9 protein-coding genes and 1 pseudogene are annotated in these 17238 nt (G+C 46.3%); 8 read left to right on the top strand and 2 right to left on the bottom strand.

The features are described 5' to 3' along the window. The first annotated feature begins 108 nt into the window (after positions 1-108). The 7 genes from PCC7418_RS19235 to hypD all read left to right on the top strand — a co-directional run bounded on the left by PCC7418_RS19235 (position 109) and on the right by hypD (position 13144). On the top strand, positions 109-2343 hold the full coding sequence (locus PCC7418_RS19235; RefSeq protein ID WP_015224675.1) for an Ig-like domain-containing protein: 2235 nt from the start codon (positions 109-111) through the stop codon (positions 2341-2343). Between the two features lie 435 nt (positions 2344-2778). Beyond that, positions 2779-5100, top strand: a complete 2322-nt coding sequence (gene hypF / locus PCC7418_RS02865) for a carbamoyltransferase HypF (protein WP_015224674.1) — start codon at positions 2779-2781, stop codon at positions 5098-5100. A 541-nt stretch (positions 5101-5641) separates the two neighbouring features. Further along, positions 5642-5875, top strand: coding sequence for a HypC/HybG/HupF family hydrogenase formation chaperone (locus PCC7418_RS02860; protein WP_015224673.1), 234 nt, complete (start codon positions 5642-5644; stop codon positions 5873-5875). A gap of 325 nt (positions 5876-6200) precedes the next feature. Further along, positions 6201-9743, top strand: a complete 3543-nt coding sequence (nifJ, locus tag PCC7418_RS02855) for a pyruvate:ferredoxin (flavodoxin) oxidoreductase (protein WP_015224672.1) — start codon at positions 6201-6203, stop codon at positions 9741-9743. A 184-nt stretch (positions 9744-9927) separates the two neighbouring features. Next, positions 9928-10968 (top strand): dihydroorotate dehydrogenase-like protein, encoded by a 1041-nt coding sequence (locus PCC7418_RS02850; protein WP_015224671.1) that lies wholly within the window; start codon positions 9928-9930, stop codon positions 10966-10968. 11 nt (positions 10969-10979) lie between these two features. Continuing rightward, positions 10980-12050 carry an ATP-dependent 6-phosphofructokinase gene (locus PCC7418_RS02845; RefSeq protein ID WP_015224670.1) on the top strand — a complete coding sequence of 357 codons (1071 nt, stop codon included), beginning with the start codon at positions 10980-10982 and terminating at the stop codon, positions 12048-12050. Beyond that, on the top strand, positions 12050-13144 hold the full coding sequence (hypD, locus tag PCC7418_RS02840; RefSeq protein ID WP_015224669.1) for a hydrogenase formation protein HypD: 1095 nt from the start codon (positions 12050-12052) through the stop codon (positions 13142-13144). The genes PCC7418_RS02845 and hypD overlap by 1 nt, the downstream gene beginning before the upstream one ends. Positions 13145-13228: 84 nt before the next feature. Here hypD and PCC7418_RS02835 read toward each other — a convergent pair. Beyond that, positions 13229-14089 (bottom strand): annotated as a pseudogene (locus PCC7418_RS02835) (Rpn family recombination-promoting nuclease/putative transposase); the annotation flags it as partial. 193 nt (positions 14090-14282) lie between these two features. On the opposite strand from PCC7418_RS02835, the gene hypE reads away from it, so the two are divergent. After that, positions 14283-15317 carry a hydrogenase expression/formation protein HypE gene (gene hypE / locus PCC7418_RS02830; RefSeq protein WP_015224668.1) on the top strand — a complete coding sequence of 345 codons (1035 nt, stop codon included), beginning with the start codon at positions 14283-14285 and terminating at the stop codon, positions 15315-15317. Positions 15318-15335: 18 nt separating this feature from the next. Here the strand turns inward: hypE and lepA are convergent, their stop codons facing one another. Next, the gene (lepA, locus tag PCC7418_RS02825) at positions 15336-17144 is read right to left on the bottom strand and encodes a translation elongation factor 4 (protein WP_015224667.1); all 1809 of its coding nucleotides are present in this window, start codon (positions 17142-17144) and stop codon (positions 15336-15338) included. Positions 17145-17238 lie beyond the last annotated feature (94 nt).

The raw sequence follows: 17238 nt of genomic DNA, 5'->3' as shown, positions 1-17238 counted from the left end.
CAGAAGCAGTGTTGAAATAAAATCACCTTTCAACACTGCTTCCTGATCTGATTAAATAGAAGCAAAAATCCACTTTTCCAAAATCAACCATCACTAAAGCAAAGAAAAATGAGACAAATTATTACTGTCAATCCTATTGATCCAGTTGCTCCCAATAGCGACTTTAGCTTCGACGCTGTTTATACCACTGCTGAACCTGAAAATGCTGGCACAACAGGTTTAGTGCTACGGTTGCACTATGACTCTTCAGACGTGAATGTCTCTCTTGAAAATGTTCTCGCGTTTGGCGCACCGCCAACCGTGCAAGATCAGTCTGATGATAATGATCTAGACAATGACCCTAGCACCGATCGCCTGATTAATGTCTTGTTCTTAGAGTTCACTGGCACTTGGCCAGGCACTTTCCCAGCGACTCTCTACACAGTTCAGGTGGAAACCCTGGAGACTTTCGACGGCACTACCTTTAATTTTACTGCTGACCCCGCGGAGGGATTTGATTTTGAGGCTTCTCCCGTTGTCGTTGACCAAGTTGCTGAAAACCAACCTCCCGTTGCCACAGAAGATAGCTTCACCACTGATGAAGATACTGGGTTCACGACAGGGAATGTCCTTGATAACGATACTGACCCCGAAGACGATACCCTCTCTGTCAGCGCGATTGACACCAGCAACACCCTGGGGACGGTAACTGATAACGGTGATGGAACGTTTGACTATGATCCTAATGGAGAATTTGAGTCTCTCAATGAGGGAGACACTGACACCGACAGCTTCACCTATACCATCAGTGACGGCAATGGCGGGGAAGATACAGCAACGGTTACTGTTACCATTGAAGGAGTAGATGAGCAATCGGAAAATCAACCTCCCGTTGCCACAGAAGATAGCTTCACCACTGATGAAGATACTGGGTTCACGACAGGGAATGTCCTTGATAACGATACTGACCCCGAAGACGATACCCTCTCTGTCAGCGCGATTGACACCAGCAACACCCTGGGGACGGTAACTGATAACGGTGATGGAACGTTTGACTATGATCCTAACGGAGAATTTGAGTCTCTCAATGAGGGAGACACTGACACCGACAGCTTCACCTATACCATCAGTGACGGCAATGGCGGGGAAGATACAGCAACGGTTACCGTTACCATTGAAGGAGTAGATGAGCAATCGGAAAATCAACCTCCCGTTGCCACAGAAGACAGCTTCACCACTGATGAAGATACTGGGTTCACGACAGGGAATGTCCTTGATAACGATACTGACCCCGAAGACGATACCCTCTCTGTCAGCGCGATTGACACCAGCAACACCCTGGGGACGGTAACTGATAACGGTGATGGAACGTTTGACTATGATCCTAACGGAGAATTTGAGTCTCTCAATGAGGGAGACACTGACACCGACAGCTTCACCTATACCATCAGTGACGGCAATGGCGGGGAAGATACAGCAACGGTTACCGTTACCATTGAAGGAGTAGATGATACACCAACAGCGACAGCAGACAACTTCACGACTAACCTAGATACCGCCATCACGACAGGGAATGTCCTTGATAACGATAGTGATCCCGATGGAGACACACTGACAATCACCGCCATTAATGGTAACAGCAATGAAGTCGGGAACGAAATCGCTTTAGAGTCGGGAGCCCTCCTCACCCTGAATGAGAACGGGTCTTTTGACTATAACCCCAACGGTCAGTTCGAGGATCTCGACGGTGGAGAAACTGATAGTGACAGCTTTACCTACACTGTCAGCGATGGTAATGGCAACAGTGATACAGCCACAGTCACCATTACTATCAATGCTCCCATTATTTCTAATACGATAACGATTCTTCAAGAGAATGCACCGCAGGTCGTTCCCGTAAGTTCTGGATTCTTCATGGACTATGCTGGAACGCAAGATCGCACTCGCACTTTCAATATTGAAGAAGGGGCTGGCGCTAATAATTTAGACGCAGGTGCAACGGTTAATCTCACTGGGACTAGCAGTGATTTTACCTACCGACGGGATGGTTCTACTCTTCAAATCCTTGATGGCAATGACAATCTCACTGCTGAAATTCTAGCTTCTCCTGACACAACCAGTGCTGTCAATTTTGATGATGGCGGTACTGAGGTGGCTGTTGCTGGCGGAGAAATCACCTTTGGCGGAGAAAGTTTTGAAGATGGAGAACAAATCGACGGCGCGATTACACAATTAACCTTGCAAGAAACAGACGCTGGAATCAGCGACTCAAGTGCGAACCTAATCAATGAACCTTTTCCCTCTAGCCTGATGATGGCAGGAGAAACCGATTTAGACACTGGCAATGAGTTGAGCTTGATCTAATATCTTTCTTGCTTGATCAATGTTCGCTATATAATGATCGAGGAGACAAGATGGGAGGGAGTTGGGGTGAGGGCTTGAAACAGAAAGTGGAAACTTAACCATTTCTTAACTTAGTTAGCCAAATTAACTAATATAATATAAGAGTGGCTAACTTTAACTGATCAATAACCAAGACAGTTTAAGAATAAGTCACTTTTTGGCGGTGAGTTACATCGTGTCAGCCTGTGGACTGGTTAACGCCGACGTTGCCAGGAAAAGCCCTGAGCGGAAAGAAGCAGGAAGTGGACATCAGAGTAAATCAGGTTTTGAGTAAACGTGGTTAAGTTTGAGTAAGTTCCTCATAACGGGAAGACAGGGTGAGTTAGAATAGGAAATTGGGGGTCGGTAACTGATCGACAATTCCTCTCTGATCCCGATGAATCCCTCTAGAGAATAATGAGCAATCAGGCTTCCCAGTGTCGTCTTTATCTACAATTGCAAGGGGCAGTTCAGGGGGTAGGGTTTCGTCCCTTTGTCTATCGCCTCGCCACAGAGTTAGCCCTTAACGGTTGGGTGAATAATACTGTGAGTGGGGTGTTTATTGAAGTTGAAGGAAGCTGTGAAACCCTTGAAACGTTTCAACAACGACTTTTAGCAGAAAAGCCACCGATCGCGCAAATCAATGACGTTACAATAAAATGGCTAGATCTTGTTGGCTATGAAGCATTTGAAATTCGAGCGTCTCCAACAAAAGCAACTGATCCCAAATCAGTCGTCATTCTCCCTGATCTTGCCACTTGTTCTGATTGTTTAGCCGAAATTTTTAATCCGCGCGATCGCCGCTACCACTATCCATTTACAAATTGTACCAACTGTGGCCCCCGCTACAGCATTATTCAAGGGGTTCCCTACGATCGCGCAAATACGACCATGAATGAGTTTCAAATGTGTCCCGCTTGTGGTCAAGAATATGACAATCCGCGCGATCGGCGCTTTCACGCCCAACCCAATGCTTGTCCAGAGTGTGGCCCCCAGCTAACCTTTTGGGGAGAAGAGGAAGTCAATGGTGATCCAGCCTTAATCGCCACAGCAGAAGCCCTGAGACAAGGAAAAATAGTTGCGGTGAAAGGGTTAGGCGGATTTCACTTGATGGTGGATGCACAGAAGAAAAGTGCTGTCTCTCAACTGCGGAAACGGAAACAACGCCCAAGGAAACCCTTTGCGGTGATGTATCCTTCTCTGGAATGGATCAAAGCCGATTGTCAGGTTTCAGAAATAGAAGCAGAGGTGTTACAGTCCCCCCAAGCCCCAATTGTTCTGCTGAGTAAAAACAGAGAGAACAGTTCTATTGCGCCTACAGTTGCCCCAAATAATCCAAATTTGGGGGTAATGCTTCCTTATACACCGTTACACCATCTCTTACTCGCTGAATTACAATTTCCTGTGGTGGCTACCAGTGGGAATCTCTCCAATGAACCGATCTGCACCGATGAAACCGAAGCCAGAGAACGGTTACAGGGGATTGCGGATGTTTTCTTAGTTCATAATCGCGCGATCGCGCGTCCTGTTGATGATTCCGTGGTTCGCATCATTCATGATCAGCCTGTTATTTTACGGCGGGCGCGAGGATATGCCCCCTTTTCCACCCGTTTAGAACTTCCAAGTCATCCTCACTCATCTATTCTCGCCATGGGCGGACATCTGAAAAATACAATTGCCTTATATCAAAATCAACAAGTGTTTCTCTCGCAACATATTGGCGATTTAGAAACCGCGCGATCGCGCCAGACCTTCCAAGCCACCCAAACCAGTCTCGCAAATCTCTACGACTTTCAACCTGATACCATTGCTTGCGATCTTCATCCCGACTATTATTCCAGCCAATACGCCCAACAACTCGCCACAGAAAAACAGCTTCCTTTAACCCCAGTTCAACATCATCTTGCCCACATTCTCGCTTGTGTAGGAGAACATCGCCTGTCAGCGCCTGTATTGGGGATCGCTTGGGATGGTACAGGATACGGCTTAGATGGGACGATTTGGGGCGGAGAATTTATTTTAGTGACCGAAGAAAATTGGCAGCGCGTCGCCCATTGGCGCACCTTTGGTTTACCAGGGGGAGAAAAAGCGATCAAAGACCCCCGTCGATCTGCATTGGGCTTACTTTACGAAATGGATGGGGAAAAAGCGCTTGCAGGATTTGATTTTACATCCCAAGCGTTAAAGATTCTGCGTTCGATGCTAAAACAAGGCTTGAATACTCCTCAAACATCGAGTGTGGGGCGACTCTTTGACGCGATCGCTGCATTAGTTGGTTTATCAACAACCGTCAGTTTTGAAGGAGAAGCTGCAATGCAATTAGAGTTTGCCATCAACGGTAATGATACAACAGAAACTTATCCCTTAAACCTCATCCCTGCAACTGAAAACACTCCCATTATCCTCGACTGGGAAGCCATGGTGCGAGAGATTCAATCCGATGTGCAGAAACAAACCCCTCTCAGTATTATCGCTGCAAAATTTCAGAATACGCTTCTTGCTGGAATCACAAAAATTGCAAATCAGATGCAAGTTAGCACAATTGTTTTTACAGGAGGGTGTTTTCAAAACAAATCTTTATTAGAAAAAGCGATCACCACTGCCAAGGAGAATAATCAACAGCCTTACTGGTGTCAAACGCTTCCGCCGAATGATGGAGGAATCGCCTTTGGACAAATTATTGCAACATTACGTGAATTAGCAAAAAAAAGACGGTTAATTAACGAATCGTTTGTCTGATCTAGCATTAAAGAAAATCAAGGTTTAATTTGGCTTATGCTCATTACCATTAGTGAAGATACTTTAACGTTATCATACTGACAAAAGATTCAAAATGTAGGTTGGGCTCTTGGTTACAAAACCCAACACCAGCACGGGTCTTGTTAGGTTTCGCTGTCGCTAACCCAAGCTACTATAGAATAGGGCTTTCAGAAGTTTTGTCCGTTAACCAAGAGATGCGGGTGCGCGATCGCGAGTAATATGGAATCCACTTATGGTTGCTACATAAAACTGGTTTAATAATCCCCCATTAGCCCCCCTTTCTGGGGGGTTGGGGGGATAGGTATTTCATATAAGATGAAGGTGATTATAGCGTTTCCTAGTTGGTTGAGGTACAAAGCGAGTCGGTGGATGTTCAGGGTTCATGGTCATGGTTCATTGATTAACAACCAACAAATAACAAATAACAAAGAACTAGTAACAAAAATTAAAAAGTGAGAAAAAAATTTATATCTTTTAATAAGATAAAAGTAACCAATCATACCATTAATCGAAATTCATTATGTGTTTAGCAGTTCCTGGAAAAATTATTAGTATCAGTGGCGACGATCCCCTATCGAAAATGGCAAAAGTCAGCTTTGGCGGTGTTATCCAAACCGTTAACCTCGCCTATGTTCCAGAAGCCTCTGTTGGTGATTATGTCATTGTTCATGTCGGTTTTGCCTTGAATATTCTTGATGAGAATTTAGCGCAACAAACCCTTGATGACTTAGAGCAATTAGAACGGATTCTTTAAAAAGGTTTAAATCATAACGGCAAACAAACTCTTCTAGTAGAAAATAGAAAATGGAATAGTTGCTCGGATGATCTGAATTAAAACGGAGTCAAAAAAAAGCAACTCAAAATGGAAAGGTCGTTAGCTTGACAGCCTCATCAATCACTCAAAAAATAAATTGATTGCTAGGGTGTCTTGATGGTGGAGTCGTGACTGCCTGCAAACTGATTTTATTCTTATTGAGAAAGGAAGCAATTCCCAACCAGATTTAAGAACAAAGTAGTTGCGACAGCCCTTTTCCAGCTTCCACAGCGACCGGGTAAAACAGCCAGGAGGTTTTGTCGTAATGACTGCTAAAAAACAAACGATGCTGGATGGAAACGAAGCGATCGCGCGTGTCGCCTATCGCCTCAATGAGGTAATCGCTATCTATCCCATTACACCAGCATCCCCAATGGGAGAATGGCCAGATGCTTGGGCCTCCCAAGGGCAACCGAACCTATGGGGCACTGTCCCCTCAGTGGTGGAAATGCAAAGTGAAGGCGGTGCTGCGGGGGCAGTTCACGGATCATTGCAAACGGGTGCGCTCACCACTACCTTTACCGCCTCCCAAGGCTTATTATTGATGATCCCCAATTTATATAAAATTGCTGGAGAATTAAGTCGGGCGGTGATTCATGTGGCAGCGCGGTCAGTGGCTGCTCAAGCTCTGTCGATTTTTGGGGAACACAGTGATGTCATGGCAGCACGGGGAACTGGGTTTGCTTTCTTATCCTCGGCATCCGTACAAGAAGCCCAGGACTTAGCCCTGATTGCCCAAGCAGCAACCCTAAAAACGCGAATCCCTTTTCTTCACTTCTGCGATGGCTTTCGCACGTCTCATGAAATCCAAAAAATTGAACTCCTCGAAAATGAAGATTTAGAGGCGTTTGTGGATGAAGCCGATATCTTTGATCATCGCCAACTTGCCCTCAACCCCGATCACCCTGTCTTGCGGGGAACGGCTCAAAATCCCGATGTCTTCTTCCAAGCGCGAGAAAGTGTGAATTCCTTTTATAACGATTGTCCAGCAGTTGTGCAAGCAATGATGGACAAGTTTGGAGAACGAACGGGACGACAGTATCAACTCTATGAATATCATGGCGCACCCGATGCCGATCGCGTGGTCGTTTTAATGGGATCCGGGTGTGAAACCGCCCATGAAGCCGTGGATTATTTAACTGCCCAAGGAGAAAAAGTTGGGGTCTTAAAAGTGCGGTTGTATCGTCCCTGGGATGTGCATCGCTTTGTGGAATCCCTCCCAGAAACCACCCGCGCGATCGCGGTGTTAGACCGTACCAAAGAACCAGGTAGCAGTGGTGAACCCCTCTATTTAGATGTTGTCACCGCCGTGCAAGAAGCCTGGACTGGAACTCTGCCCAAAGTGGTCGGGGGACGCTATGGCTTATCCTCGAAAGAGTTTACACCAGCGATGGTGAAAGGGGTATTGGATAATCTCAGTCAAGCGCAACCGAAAAATCACTTTACCATCGGCATTAACGACGACTTAACCCACACTTCCTTAAGTTATGATCCTGAATTCTCTACAGAACCAGAAACGGTCTCCCGCGCTGTTTTCTATGGCTTAGGATCCGATGGAACAGTGGGCGCAAATAAAAACTCGATCAAAATTATTGGTAGCCAAACCGAAAACTACGCCCAAGGTTACTTTGTCTATGATTCTAAAAAATCGGGCGCAGTTACCGTCTCTCACTTACGCTTCGGTCCCGATCCCATTCGTTCCACCTATTTAATTGATCAAGCGAACTTTGTCGGCTGTCATCAGTGGTCATTCCTAGAAAAACTGGATGTGCTGGAAGTGGCAGCAGACGGGGCAACTTTCTTGTTGAACAGTCCTTATCCTGCGGATCAGGTTTGGGAACATTTACCTTTGGAAGTCCAAGAAACGATTGTTCGTAAAGGCTTAGAAGTTTATGCCATTGACGCGAATAAAGTGGCGCGAGAAAGTGGTATGGGCGGACGGATTAATACCGTCATGCAGACCTGTTTCTTTGCTCTTTCTGGCGTGTTACCGCGAGAAGAAGGGATTGCTCAAATTAAACACGCGATCGAGAAGACCTACGGTAAAAAAGGAACTGAGATCGTGCAGATGAATCTCTCGGCGGTGGATAACGCCTTAGATAACCTGCACCGCATCGACGTGCAAACTGTTAACAGTCCCACTCATCGTCAACCCCCTGTTCCTGAAAATGCACCGCCCTTTGTCCATGATGTTTTAGGAAAAATAATCGCCCGTAAGGGAGATGAACTCCCAGTGAGTGCTTTACCCTGCGATGGCACCTATCCCACAGGAACCGCAAAATGGGAAAAACGGGGCGTTGCTCAAGAAGTTCCGGTTTGGGAACCGGATGTTTGTGTCCAGTGTGGCAAGTGCATCATGGTTTGTCCTCATGCGGTGATTCGCGGTAAGGCTTATGATGAAGGCGAGTTAAATAATGCGCCCAGTGAGTTTAAGTTTACTGACGTTAAAGATAAAGCCTTCCAAGGACAGAAATTTACAATTCAAGTTTCCCCAGAAGATTGCACGGGTTGCGGGGTTTGTGTGGATGTTTGTCCCGCAAAAGATAAAACCCAGCCCTCACGCAAAGCGATTAATATGGCAGAACGGTTGCCCATACGGGATCAGGAACAAGAGAATTGGGACTTCTTCTTAGATTTACCGAATCCCGACCGCAAACAATTAAATGTGGAACGGATGCGCCAACAACAATGGCAAGAACCCCTCTTTGAATTTTCTGGGGCTTGTGCTGGTTGTGGAGAAACCCCTTATGTGAAACTGGCGAGTCAACTGTTCGGCGATCGCATGGTCGTGGCAAATGCGACGGGTTGTTCTTCCATCTACGGCGGAAACTTACCGACAACGCCTTGGACGCAAAATGCAGACGGGCGGGGTCCAGCATGGTCAAATAGTCTCTTTGAAGATAATGCCGAATTTGGGTTTGGTTTCCGCATCTCCATTGATAAACAAGCGGATTTTGCCAAAGAACTCCTGAAAAAATTAGCGGGAGAAATCGGGGAAAATCTGGTTGATGGCATTTTGAACCAAGAACAACGCTCAGAAGCCGATATTTGGGAACAACGGGAACGAGTGGCGCAGTTGAAAGAGAAACTCGCAAATCTCGATTCTCCAGAGGCGAAACAACTGTTAACTCTGGCTGATTATCTGGTGAAAAAATCGGTCTGGATTGTTGGCGGTGACGGTTGGGCGTATGACATTGGCTTTGGCGGATTAGATCATGTCCTTGCCAGTGGTCGCGATGTGAATATCTTGGTGATGGATACAGAAGTGTATTCCAATACAGGGGGACAAGCCTCGAAAGCAACGCCTCGTGCTGCGGTTGCCAAATTTGCTGCGGGTGGCAAACCAACGGCGAAGAAAGATTTGGGCGCGATCGCGATGACTTATGGCAATGTCTATGTCGGCAGCGTCGCGATGGGCGCACGGGATGAACACACGCTGAAAGTCTTTTTAGAAGCAGAAGCCTATCCCGGTCCCTCGTTAATTCTTGCCTATTCCCACTGTATTGCTCATGGCATCAATATGAAAACCGCTATGGGTCATCAGAAAGACCTAGTTGATAGCGGTCGCTGGTTGCTCTATCGCTATAACCCAGATCTGATAGCAGAAGGAAAAAATCCTTTGCACATGGATTCGCGAGCGCCGAAAAAACCCGTGAAACTGTCCATGTATAAAGAAAATCGCTTCCAAATGCTGAACAAAAGCGATCCCGAAGCAGCGAAACAGTTACTGCAAGATGCCCAATCCGATGTGGAAGCCCGTTGGCAACGGTATCAACAGCTTGCTTCTCAAGGTGGCAGCGATCAGTAATCAGTGACCAGTTACCAGTGACCAGTAATCAGTGACCAGTAATCAGTGACCAGTTACCAGTGACCAGTGACCAGTTACCCAACTCGGTTAAAGGAGAAAGGATAAAGGACAAAGGAACTTAAAACCCTAACCTTTACCTTTCCCAAAGAACAAAGAACGAAGAACCAAGAACAAATCACGAACAATGGATATAACAACCAATTATCTCGGACTAGAGTTGCGCTCACCGTTGGTTCCCTCAGCAGCAGCGCCGTTAACCGAAGATATCGACAATGTAAAACGTCTTGCTGATGCAGGGGCAGGCGCGATCGTCCTCCATTCCCTCTTTGAAGAACAATTATTGCGGGAAAAATTTGACCTCCATCATCACCTCGAATATGGAACCGAAAGTTTTGCGGAAGCATTAACTTATTTCCCCGAACCCGATGAGTTTCATGTGGGACCCGAACTCTATCTCGAACATATCCGACAAGCCAAAGCAGCCACGGGTTTACCGATTATTGCCAGTCTCAATGGCTATTCTCGCGGGGGTTGGGTGGAATATGCCCGACTGATGGAAGAAGCGGGCGCAAGCGCGATCGAGCTTAATGTTTATTTTGTACCCACAGATTTTAATCTCTCAGGTAGCGATACCGAACAAATCTATCTTGATATTCTCCAAGATGTGAAAGCAGAGGTGAATATTCCTGTCGCCATGAAACTGAGTCCTTTCTTTACGAACTGTGCTTATATGGCGAAACAATGTGCAGAAACAGGTGCCGATGGTTTAGTCTTATTCAATCGCTTCTTGCAGCCCGAAATTAATCCGGAAGAACTAGAAGTAGAACCGCAAGTGCATCTCAGTCATTCTGCGGATGCTCTATTAGCTGTCCGTTGGATTGCGATTTTATATGGTCGCGTGGGAACGGATTTTGCTGCAACAGGTGGCATTCATACAGGACGCGATGTCATTAAAGCCCTGATGGCAGGGGCAAAAGTGACCCAAGTTTGTTCCACGCTTCTCCGTTATGGCATCGACCATCTCCAAGATATTGAACGGCAACTCCAACACTGGATGAATGAACATGAATATGCCTCCGTGAAAGAGATGCAAGGCAGTATGTCTCAATTCTATTGCGAGGATGAATCTGCTTATGAACGAGCGCAGTATATGCGGTTACTCCAAGAAACACATCCCCTGTGGCATCATTCTTCCCCAACAGCCACTCTGTCTTCATCCCAATAAGCGAGGAAATCATGGGTAAAAAACGAATTGGTATTCTAACCAGTGGCGGTGACTGTCCAGGCTTAAACTGTGCTATCCGCGCAGTTCTCAGTCACGCAACACTCACTTACGATTACGAAGTCTTGGGCATTCCTTACGCCACGGAAGGATTAAAGGAACGGAAAGCCATTTCTTTCCCTTCCTACTGTGTGAGTTATCTCCACGGCATTGATCCACTATTATGTGTTGGGGGAACGATTCTCGGTAGTATTAATAAAGGCGATGACGATACCCTCAGTTCTGCTGATGAAATTATTGGGGGCTACAAGGATTTAGGTTTAGATGCTCTTATTGCCATTGGCGGAGATGGCAGTATGTCGATCTTGCGGGAGTTAGCTCATAAGGGAGACTGGAATTTAGTCGTCATTCCCAAGACCATTGATAATGATGTTGCTCTGGCTGGTCAATCTTTGGGCTTTAATAGTGCCGTGAGTACCGTAACAGAAGCCTTGGAACGCCTCAGTTTCACCGCAGCCAGCCACGATCGCGCTCTGGTTGTAGAAGTCATGGGACGCACTGCGGGGCATCTGGCTCTCAATTCTGGCATTGCAGGGGGGGCTGATGTTATCCTCATCCCTGAGATTCCCTATTCCATAGCCAGTATGGTGCGACATATTGATCGGCTGCGAGAAGAACAAGAACGACGGTTTGCTATTATTGTCGTTGCGGAAGGGGTACAAAATCCCGTTGATATTCCAGTGGAAACGGTCGAGAATTGCTCGATTAGTATTTCCCAACAGATTGCTCAACAAATCTCAAAATATACTAAAGGTCACGTTGATAGCCGGGTGACGGTGTTGGGTCATGTGCAACGCGGTGGACTCCCTTGCGCCCTCGACAGCATTATTGGGGCAACGTTAGGAAAAACGGCGGTTGATTTGGTGGCTCAAGAAAAGTACGATCAAATGGTCGCTTGGCGAGATGGCGAGTCAGTTGGTATCCCCCTGCAACAGGTTGTGGATAACAGCCCCATTCTCGTTGATCCCCATTGTAATCTTGTGCAAACGGCTCGTGCGTTAGGAACGTATGTCGGAGAAGTATAGTGAAATACGTTAGCGAATATCGTAATCCCTCTCTCGCTCAAACTTGTGCAGACGCGATCGCGCAAACGGTCACGCAACCCTGGACGTTGATGGAAATCTGTGGCGGACAAACTCATTCCATTGTTAAATATGGGTTGAATCAGTTGTTACCGCCGGAGGTAACGCTAATTCATGGTCCTGGGTGTCCCGTGTGTGTCACGCCGATGCACCTGATTGATAGCGCGATCGCGCTGGCTGCATTACCAGAAGTGATTTTATGCTCTTTTGGGGATATGTTGCGGGTGCCAGGAAGTGAGAAAGACCTCTTTTGGATTAAAAGTCAGGGAGGAGATGTTCGCATCGTTTATTCCCCGTTGGAAGCAGTTGCACTTGCTAGAGACAACCCAGATCGGGAGGTGGTTTTTTTCGCGATCGGATTTGAAACGACCGCCCCTGCAACGGCGATGGCGGTTTATCAAGCCTACCAAGAAAATTTACAAAATTTCTCTTTGTTAGTGTCTCATGTCCTTGTTCCCCCGGCGATGGAGGCGATTTTATCTGCCCCTGATTGTCGGGTGCAAGGCTTTCTCGCTGCGGGTCATGTCTGTGCCGTGATGGGATATCAGGAATACAGCGCGATCGCGTCTCGGTACAAGATCCCGATTGTGGTTACTGGTTTTGAACCCGTTGATATTCTGCAAGGCATTTATCTCTGTATCCAACAACTGGAAAGCGGACGCTATGAAGTAGAAAATCAATATATGCGTTCTGTTTCCTACCAAGGAAATGATCGCGCCCAAAAACTCATCCAAGAAATATTTGAAGTGGTTTCCAGGCAGTGGCGAGGGATTGGTTCGATTCCCCAAAGTGGTCTCGCCCTCCGAGGCAAATATGCAGCCTTTGACGCAGAACAAAAATTCCAAACGAAACTCAATTTTCCCACATCCAGCCCAGAAACCGAATGTATCAGTGGCGAGATTATGCGCGGACAGAAAAAACCCCCAGATTGTCCCGCCTTTGGGGGGCGTTGTACCCCCGAATCCCCTCTCGGTGCGCCCATGGTTTCCTCGGAAGGGGCTTGTGCTGCTTACTATCGCTATAGCAATAACCAGTGAACCAACCCTGTTTTTTATTCTTTGGTCTGGGTTATAGCCATCACGAGTTGATTCTCAGACAGATTGATTGAAACCGCGATCGCGTTATTGTTCTAACCAACTCTGCAAATCTTCAACAGAAGTCAAATCAAAGAGCGCTTTGGCGAGGGATTCTGCTTGTTCAAGATTCAGTTGTTTTACTTGGGTTTGTATTGCTGAAGGGATTTCACCAAATCGGTATGATATCAATTGCATTACCAGCGATCGCGCTTCTTCTTGACGACCCTGTTCAAGACCCTGTTCAAGACCCTGTTCAAGACCCTGTTCAAGACCCTGTTCAAGACCCTGTTCAAGACCCTGTTCAAGACCTTCTTGTCTGAGTTCTCGGTAAAATCGGGTTTGGGTAAAGGGAACTAACTCTAACATTCTTCTTACCTCGTCTATACTTAACTGGGGAAAAATTCGGGTAATGATTTCTACTAATAATTCTATAAAATTCTCTAGTTGTAACGGCTCTGATAACTCCTGCTGAGCCTGTTGTAAGAGGTTTTGCGCTTTGGTTTGAGCTTCACTTTCAGGAATAACAATCAACTTCAAAATTTCTTGACCCAAGGATGCTCGATCAGGAAGTTCGTTGAGATAGAAACGAGATAAATTACAAAAGGAAATTATCTGTTCGAATTGTGGGACAACTCGTTCGATCGAACGTTTTGGATAAAGCACAATTACCCGCCAAGGGTTAATCGGTTGATACTGACGCAGATAAGTAGTCAACTCATTAAGGATACGATAGTATAATTCAGCATCGGGCTGCATTTGCGCCTCTATAAGGATAATCGGATGATTGGGATTATCTGATTGCGGAAACATCAACCCATCAGTCCTAAAACCAAATTCTTTCACCTCCTGTGCGCGAAACTCATACTCACAAGGAGGGGTTTCTCCCAATAATTCAAAGGCTAACTCTGGCGAGCTTTGATCATAACATCGATCGCGCGCTGACCTTCACCACCCAAGAAGGCAAGGGAGAAATGACGATGATGCTTATCCCTCAATTCAAATTTGATCGTCTAGTCGTCTCTCAATCAGCACTTGTTAAACTGACAAACAGCCTTGGTTAAACCGACTCTTAGAGAAAGGGGGAAATCAACCAATAACAATGAACTATGAACAAACTTGTCCGATTCCGATCCAACAATATCCCAACATTCTCCTCGCCCACGGTGGCGGTGGAAAACTGATGAATCAACTGATTTCAGAAATGTTTCATCCCGTGTTTGGCGATCCACAAGCGATTCCCCATGATGCAGCAGCCCTGACTCTCCCTCACCATAAAATCGCCTTCACCACTGATTCTTATGTTGTGAATCCCCTTTTTTTCCCGGGGGGTGATATTGGGTCAATGGCGATTTATGGAACTGTTAATGATCTTGCCATGTCGGGGGCGCGACCGCTATATCTCACGGCAAGTTTTATTTTAGAAGAAGGACTCCCCATGTCCACCCTCTGGGAAATTGTCCAATCCATGCAAGCGGGTGCAGAAAAAGCGAATGTCAAAATTGTCACCGGAGACACCAAGGTTGTGGATCAGGGTAAAGGAGACGGCATTTTTATCAATACCGCAGGGGTGGGAGTGATTGAACATGATTTAGACATTCATGCGCGATCGATTCAACCCGGGGATCAAATTTTACTCAACGGCGATTTGGCAAGACATGGCATTGCGATCATGGCGCAACGGGAAGGCTGGGAGTTTGAAGAAGCAATTGAAAGTGATTCTGCACCCGTGGCTAGTAAGATTTTAGAACTTCTTAACGCTGGAATTAACCTTCATTGCGCCCGTGATTTAACCCGTGGCGGGTTAGCCAGCGCCTTAAACGAAATTGCTACCAGTAGCGGTTTAGGGATCACGATTAGGGAAACTGACATTCCAGTGCAAGATAATGTTGCGGGGGCGTGTGAAATCCTTGGACTCGATCCCCTTTACATTGCCAATGAAGGGCGATTTATCCTGTTTGTTTCCCCTGCTGATGTGGAAAAAGCCCTCTCAATTTTGCAAGATATTAATCCTGAAGCGCAAGTGATTGGAGAAGTAAGCAGTGAGAAGAAAGCTGTAGTCACAATGAAAAGTGTAATGGGAACAACACGGGTGGTTGATATGTTGAGCGGAGAACAATTACCACGGATTTGTTAAACGTGGCGATTGCTTCTCTTATTGTTCGAGCTTCAGCACTGCCATGAAGGCTTCTTGAGGCACATCGACGGTTCCAATGGCTTTCATGCGCTTTTTCCCTTTTGCTTGCTTTTGCAGCAGTTTCTTCTTACGAGAAATGTCACCACCGTAGCATTTGGCTAACACATCTTTCCGTAAGGGGGGAATATGGGCGCTGGCAATAATGCGGGTGCCAATTCCTGCTTGTACGGGAATTTTGAACTGTTGACGGGGAATTAGTTCTTTCAGTTTTTCGACAAGGGATTTCCCGACGGAGTATGCTTTATCGCGATGGACGATCATGGCAAGAGAATCCACCGATTCATTATTCACCATGATGTCTAGTTTCACTAACTCGTTTGCCCGATAGCCGAGGAAGTTATATTCCATACTGGCATAACCGCGCGATCGCGATTTCATTTGGTCAAAAAAGTCGGTTACTACTTCCGCTAACGGTAACTCATAAATCAACGTTGTTCGTGTGGGAGTAAAATATTTCATATCTTTGAAGTCTCCCCGTCGCGCCTGACAGAGTTCCATCAACGCCCCCACATATTCTTCTGGGGTGATAATTTCAAGATGAATATAGGGTTCTTCTACCATTTCCCGTTCTTGGGGTGAGGGAAGCAGACTAGGGTTATCCACTTCAATGATTTCCCCATCATTCAACATCACGCGGTAAATTACGGAGGGGGCAGTAACCACTAAATCTAAGTCATACTCCCGTTCCAAGCGTTCTTGGACAATTTCCATGTGGAGTAAGCCCAAGAAACCGCACCGAAAACCAAAGCCCATTGCGCTTGAGGTTTCGGGTTCATAAGACAGTGCGGAATCATTCAGTTTTAACTTATCTAACGCATCCCGTAAGTCAGCATAATCATCTGTACTGGTGGGGAATAAGCCACAGAAGACCATGGGTTTGGCTTCTTTATATCCGGGGAGGGGAGAGGAAGCGGGTTGATTGGCAAGAGTAATGGTATCCCCGACGCGGGCATCTTCGACGGCTTTAATGGAGGCTGCGAGATATCCCACTTCTCCGGCGTGGAGTTGTTCTACAGGAACTTTTGTTGGGGAAAGAATGCCGATTTCGTCAATTTCGTATTCTTTCTTCGATGCCATGAGACGGATTTTATCACCGACTTTGACCGTACCATCCACGACTCGGAAATAGACGATGACCCCGCGATAGAGGTCATAATAACTATCAAAAATGAGGGCGCGTAAGGGATCTTCTGTTGTATCTTGCGGTGGGGGAATCAGATGCACAATTGCTTCTAAAATTTCATCGATCCCTTTCCCCATCTTCGCTGAAGCCATGATGGCATTGCTACAGTCTAAACCAATCGCTTCTTCAATTTCTTCTAACACTCGTTCTGGTTCAGCGCCTGGTAAGTCAATTTTATTTAAGACGGGGATAATTTCTAAGTCTTCTTCTAGGGCAAGATAAATATTGGCTAAGGTTTGCGCTTCTACGCCTTGGGAGGCATCTACGACCAGTAACGCCCCTTCACAAGCGACTAAAGACCGCGAAACTTCATAAGAAAAATCAACGTGACCTGGAGTATCAATTAAGTTGAGGACGTAGGTTTCCCCGTCTTTGGCGGTGTAGTTCATCCGCGCTGCCTGTAACTTGATCGTAATTCCCCGTTCCCGTTCCAAGTCCATATTATCCAGGAACTGTTCTTTCATCTCTCGTTCTTTCACGGTATCTGTCCACCGCAAAAGTTGATCCGCCAAGGTCGATTTACCATGATCGATGTGGGCAATGATGGAGAAGTTACGAAAACGAGAAACAGGAACGTTAGTCATAGAAAATCCTCTGTTGGCAAACCTAAAACAAGCAGGAGCAAGCCGATCGCGCTCTAGCCTAATCTTAACCTGAGTTCCATTTTAACGATCTCAA

The sequence above is a fragment of the Halothece sp. PCC 7418 genome (assembly GCF_000317635.1).
GTDB lineage: Bacteria > Cyanobacteriota > Cyanobacteriia > Cyanobacteriales > Rubidibacteraceae > Halothece.
The sequence above is the reverse complement of the archived record's forward strand: the minus strand, read 5'-3'. Positions and strand labels throughout refer to the sequence as shown.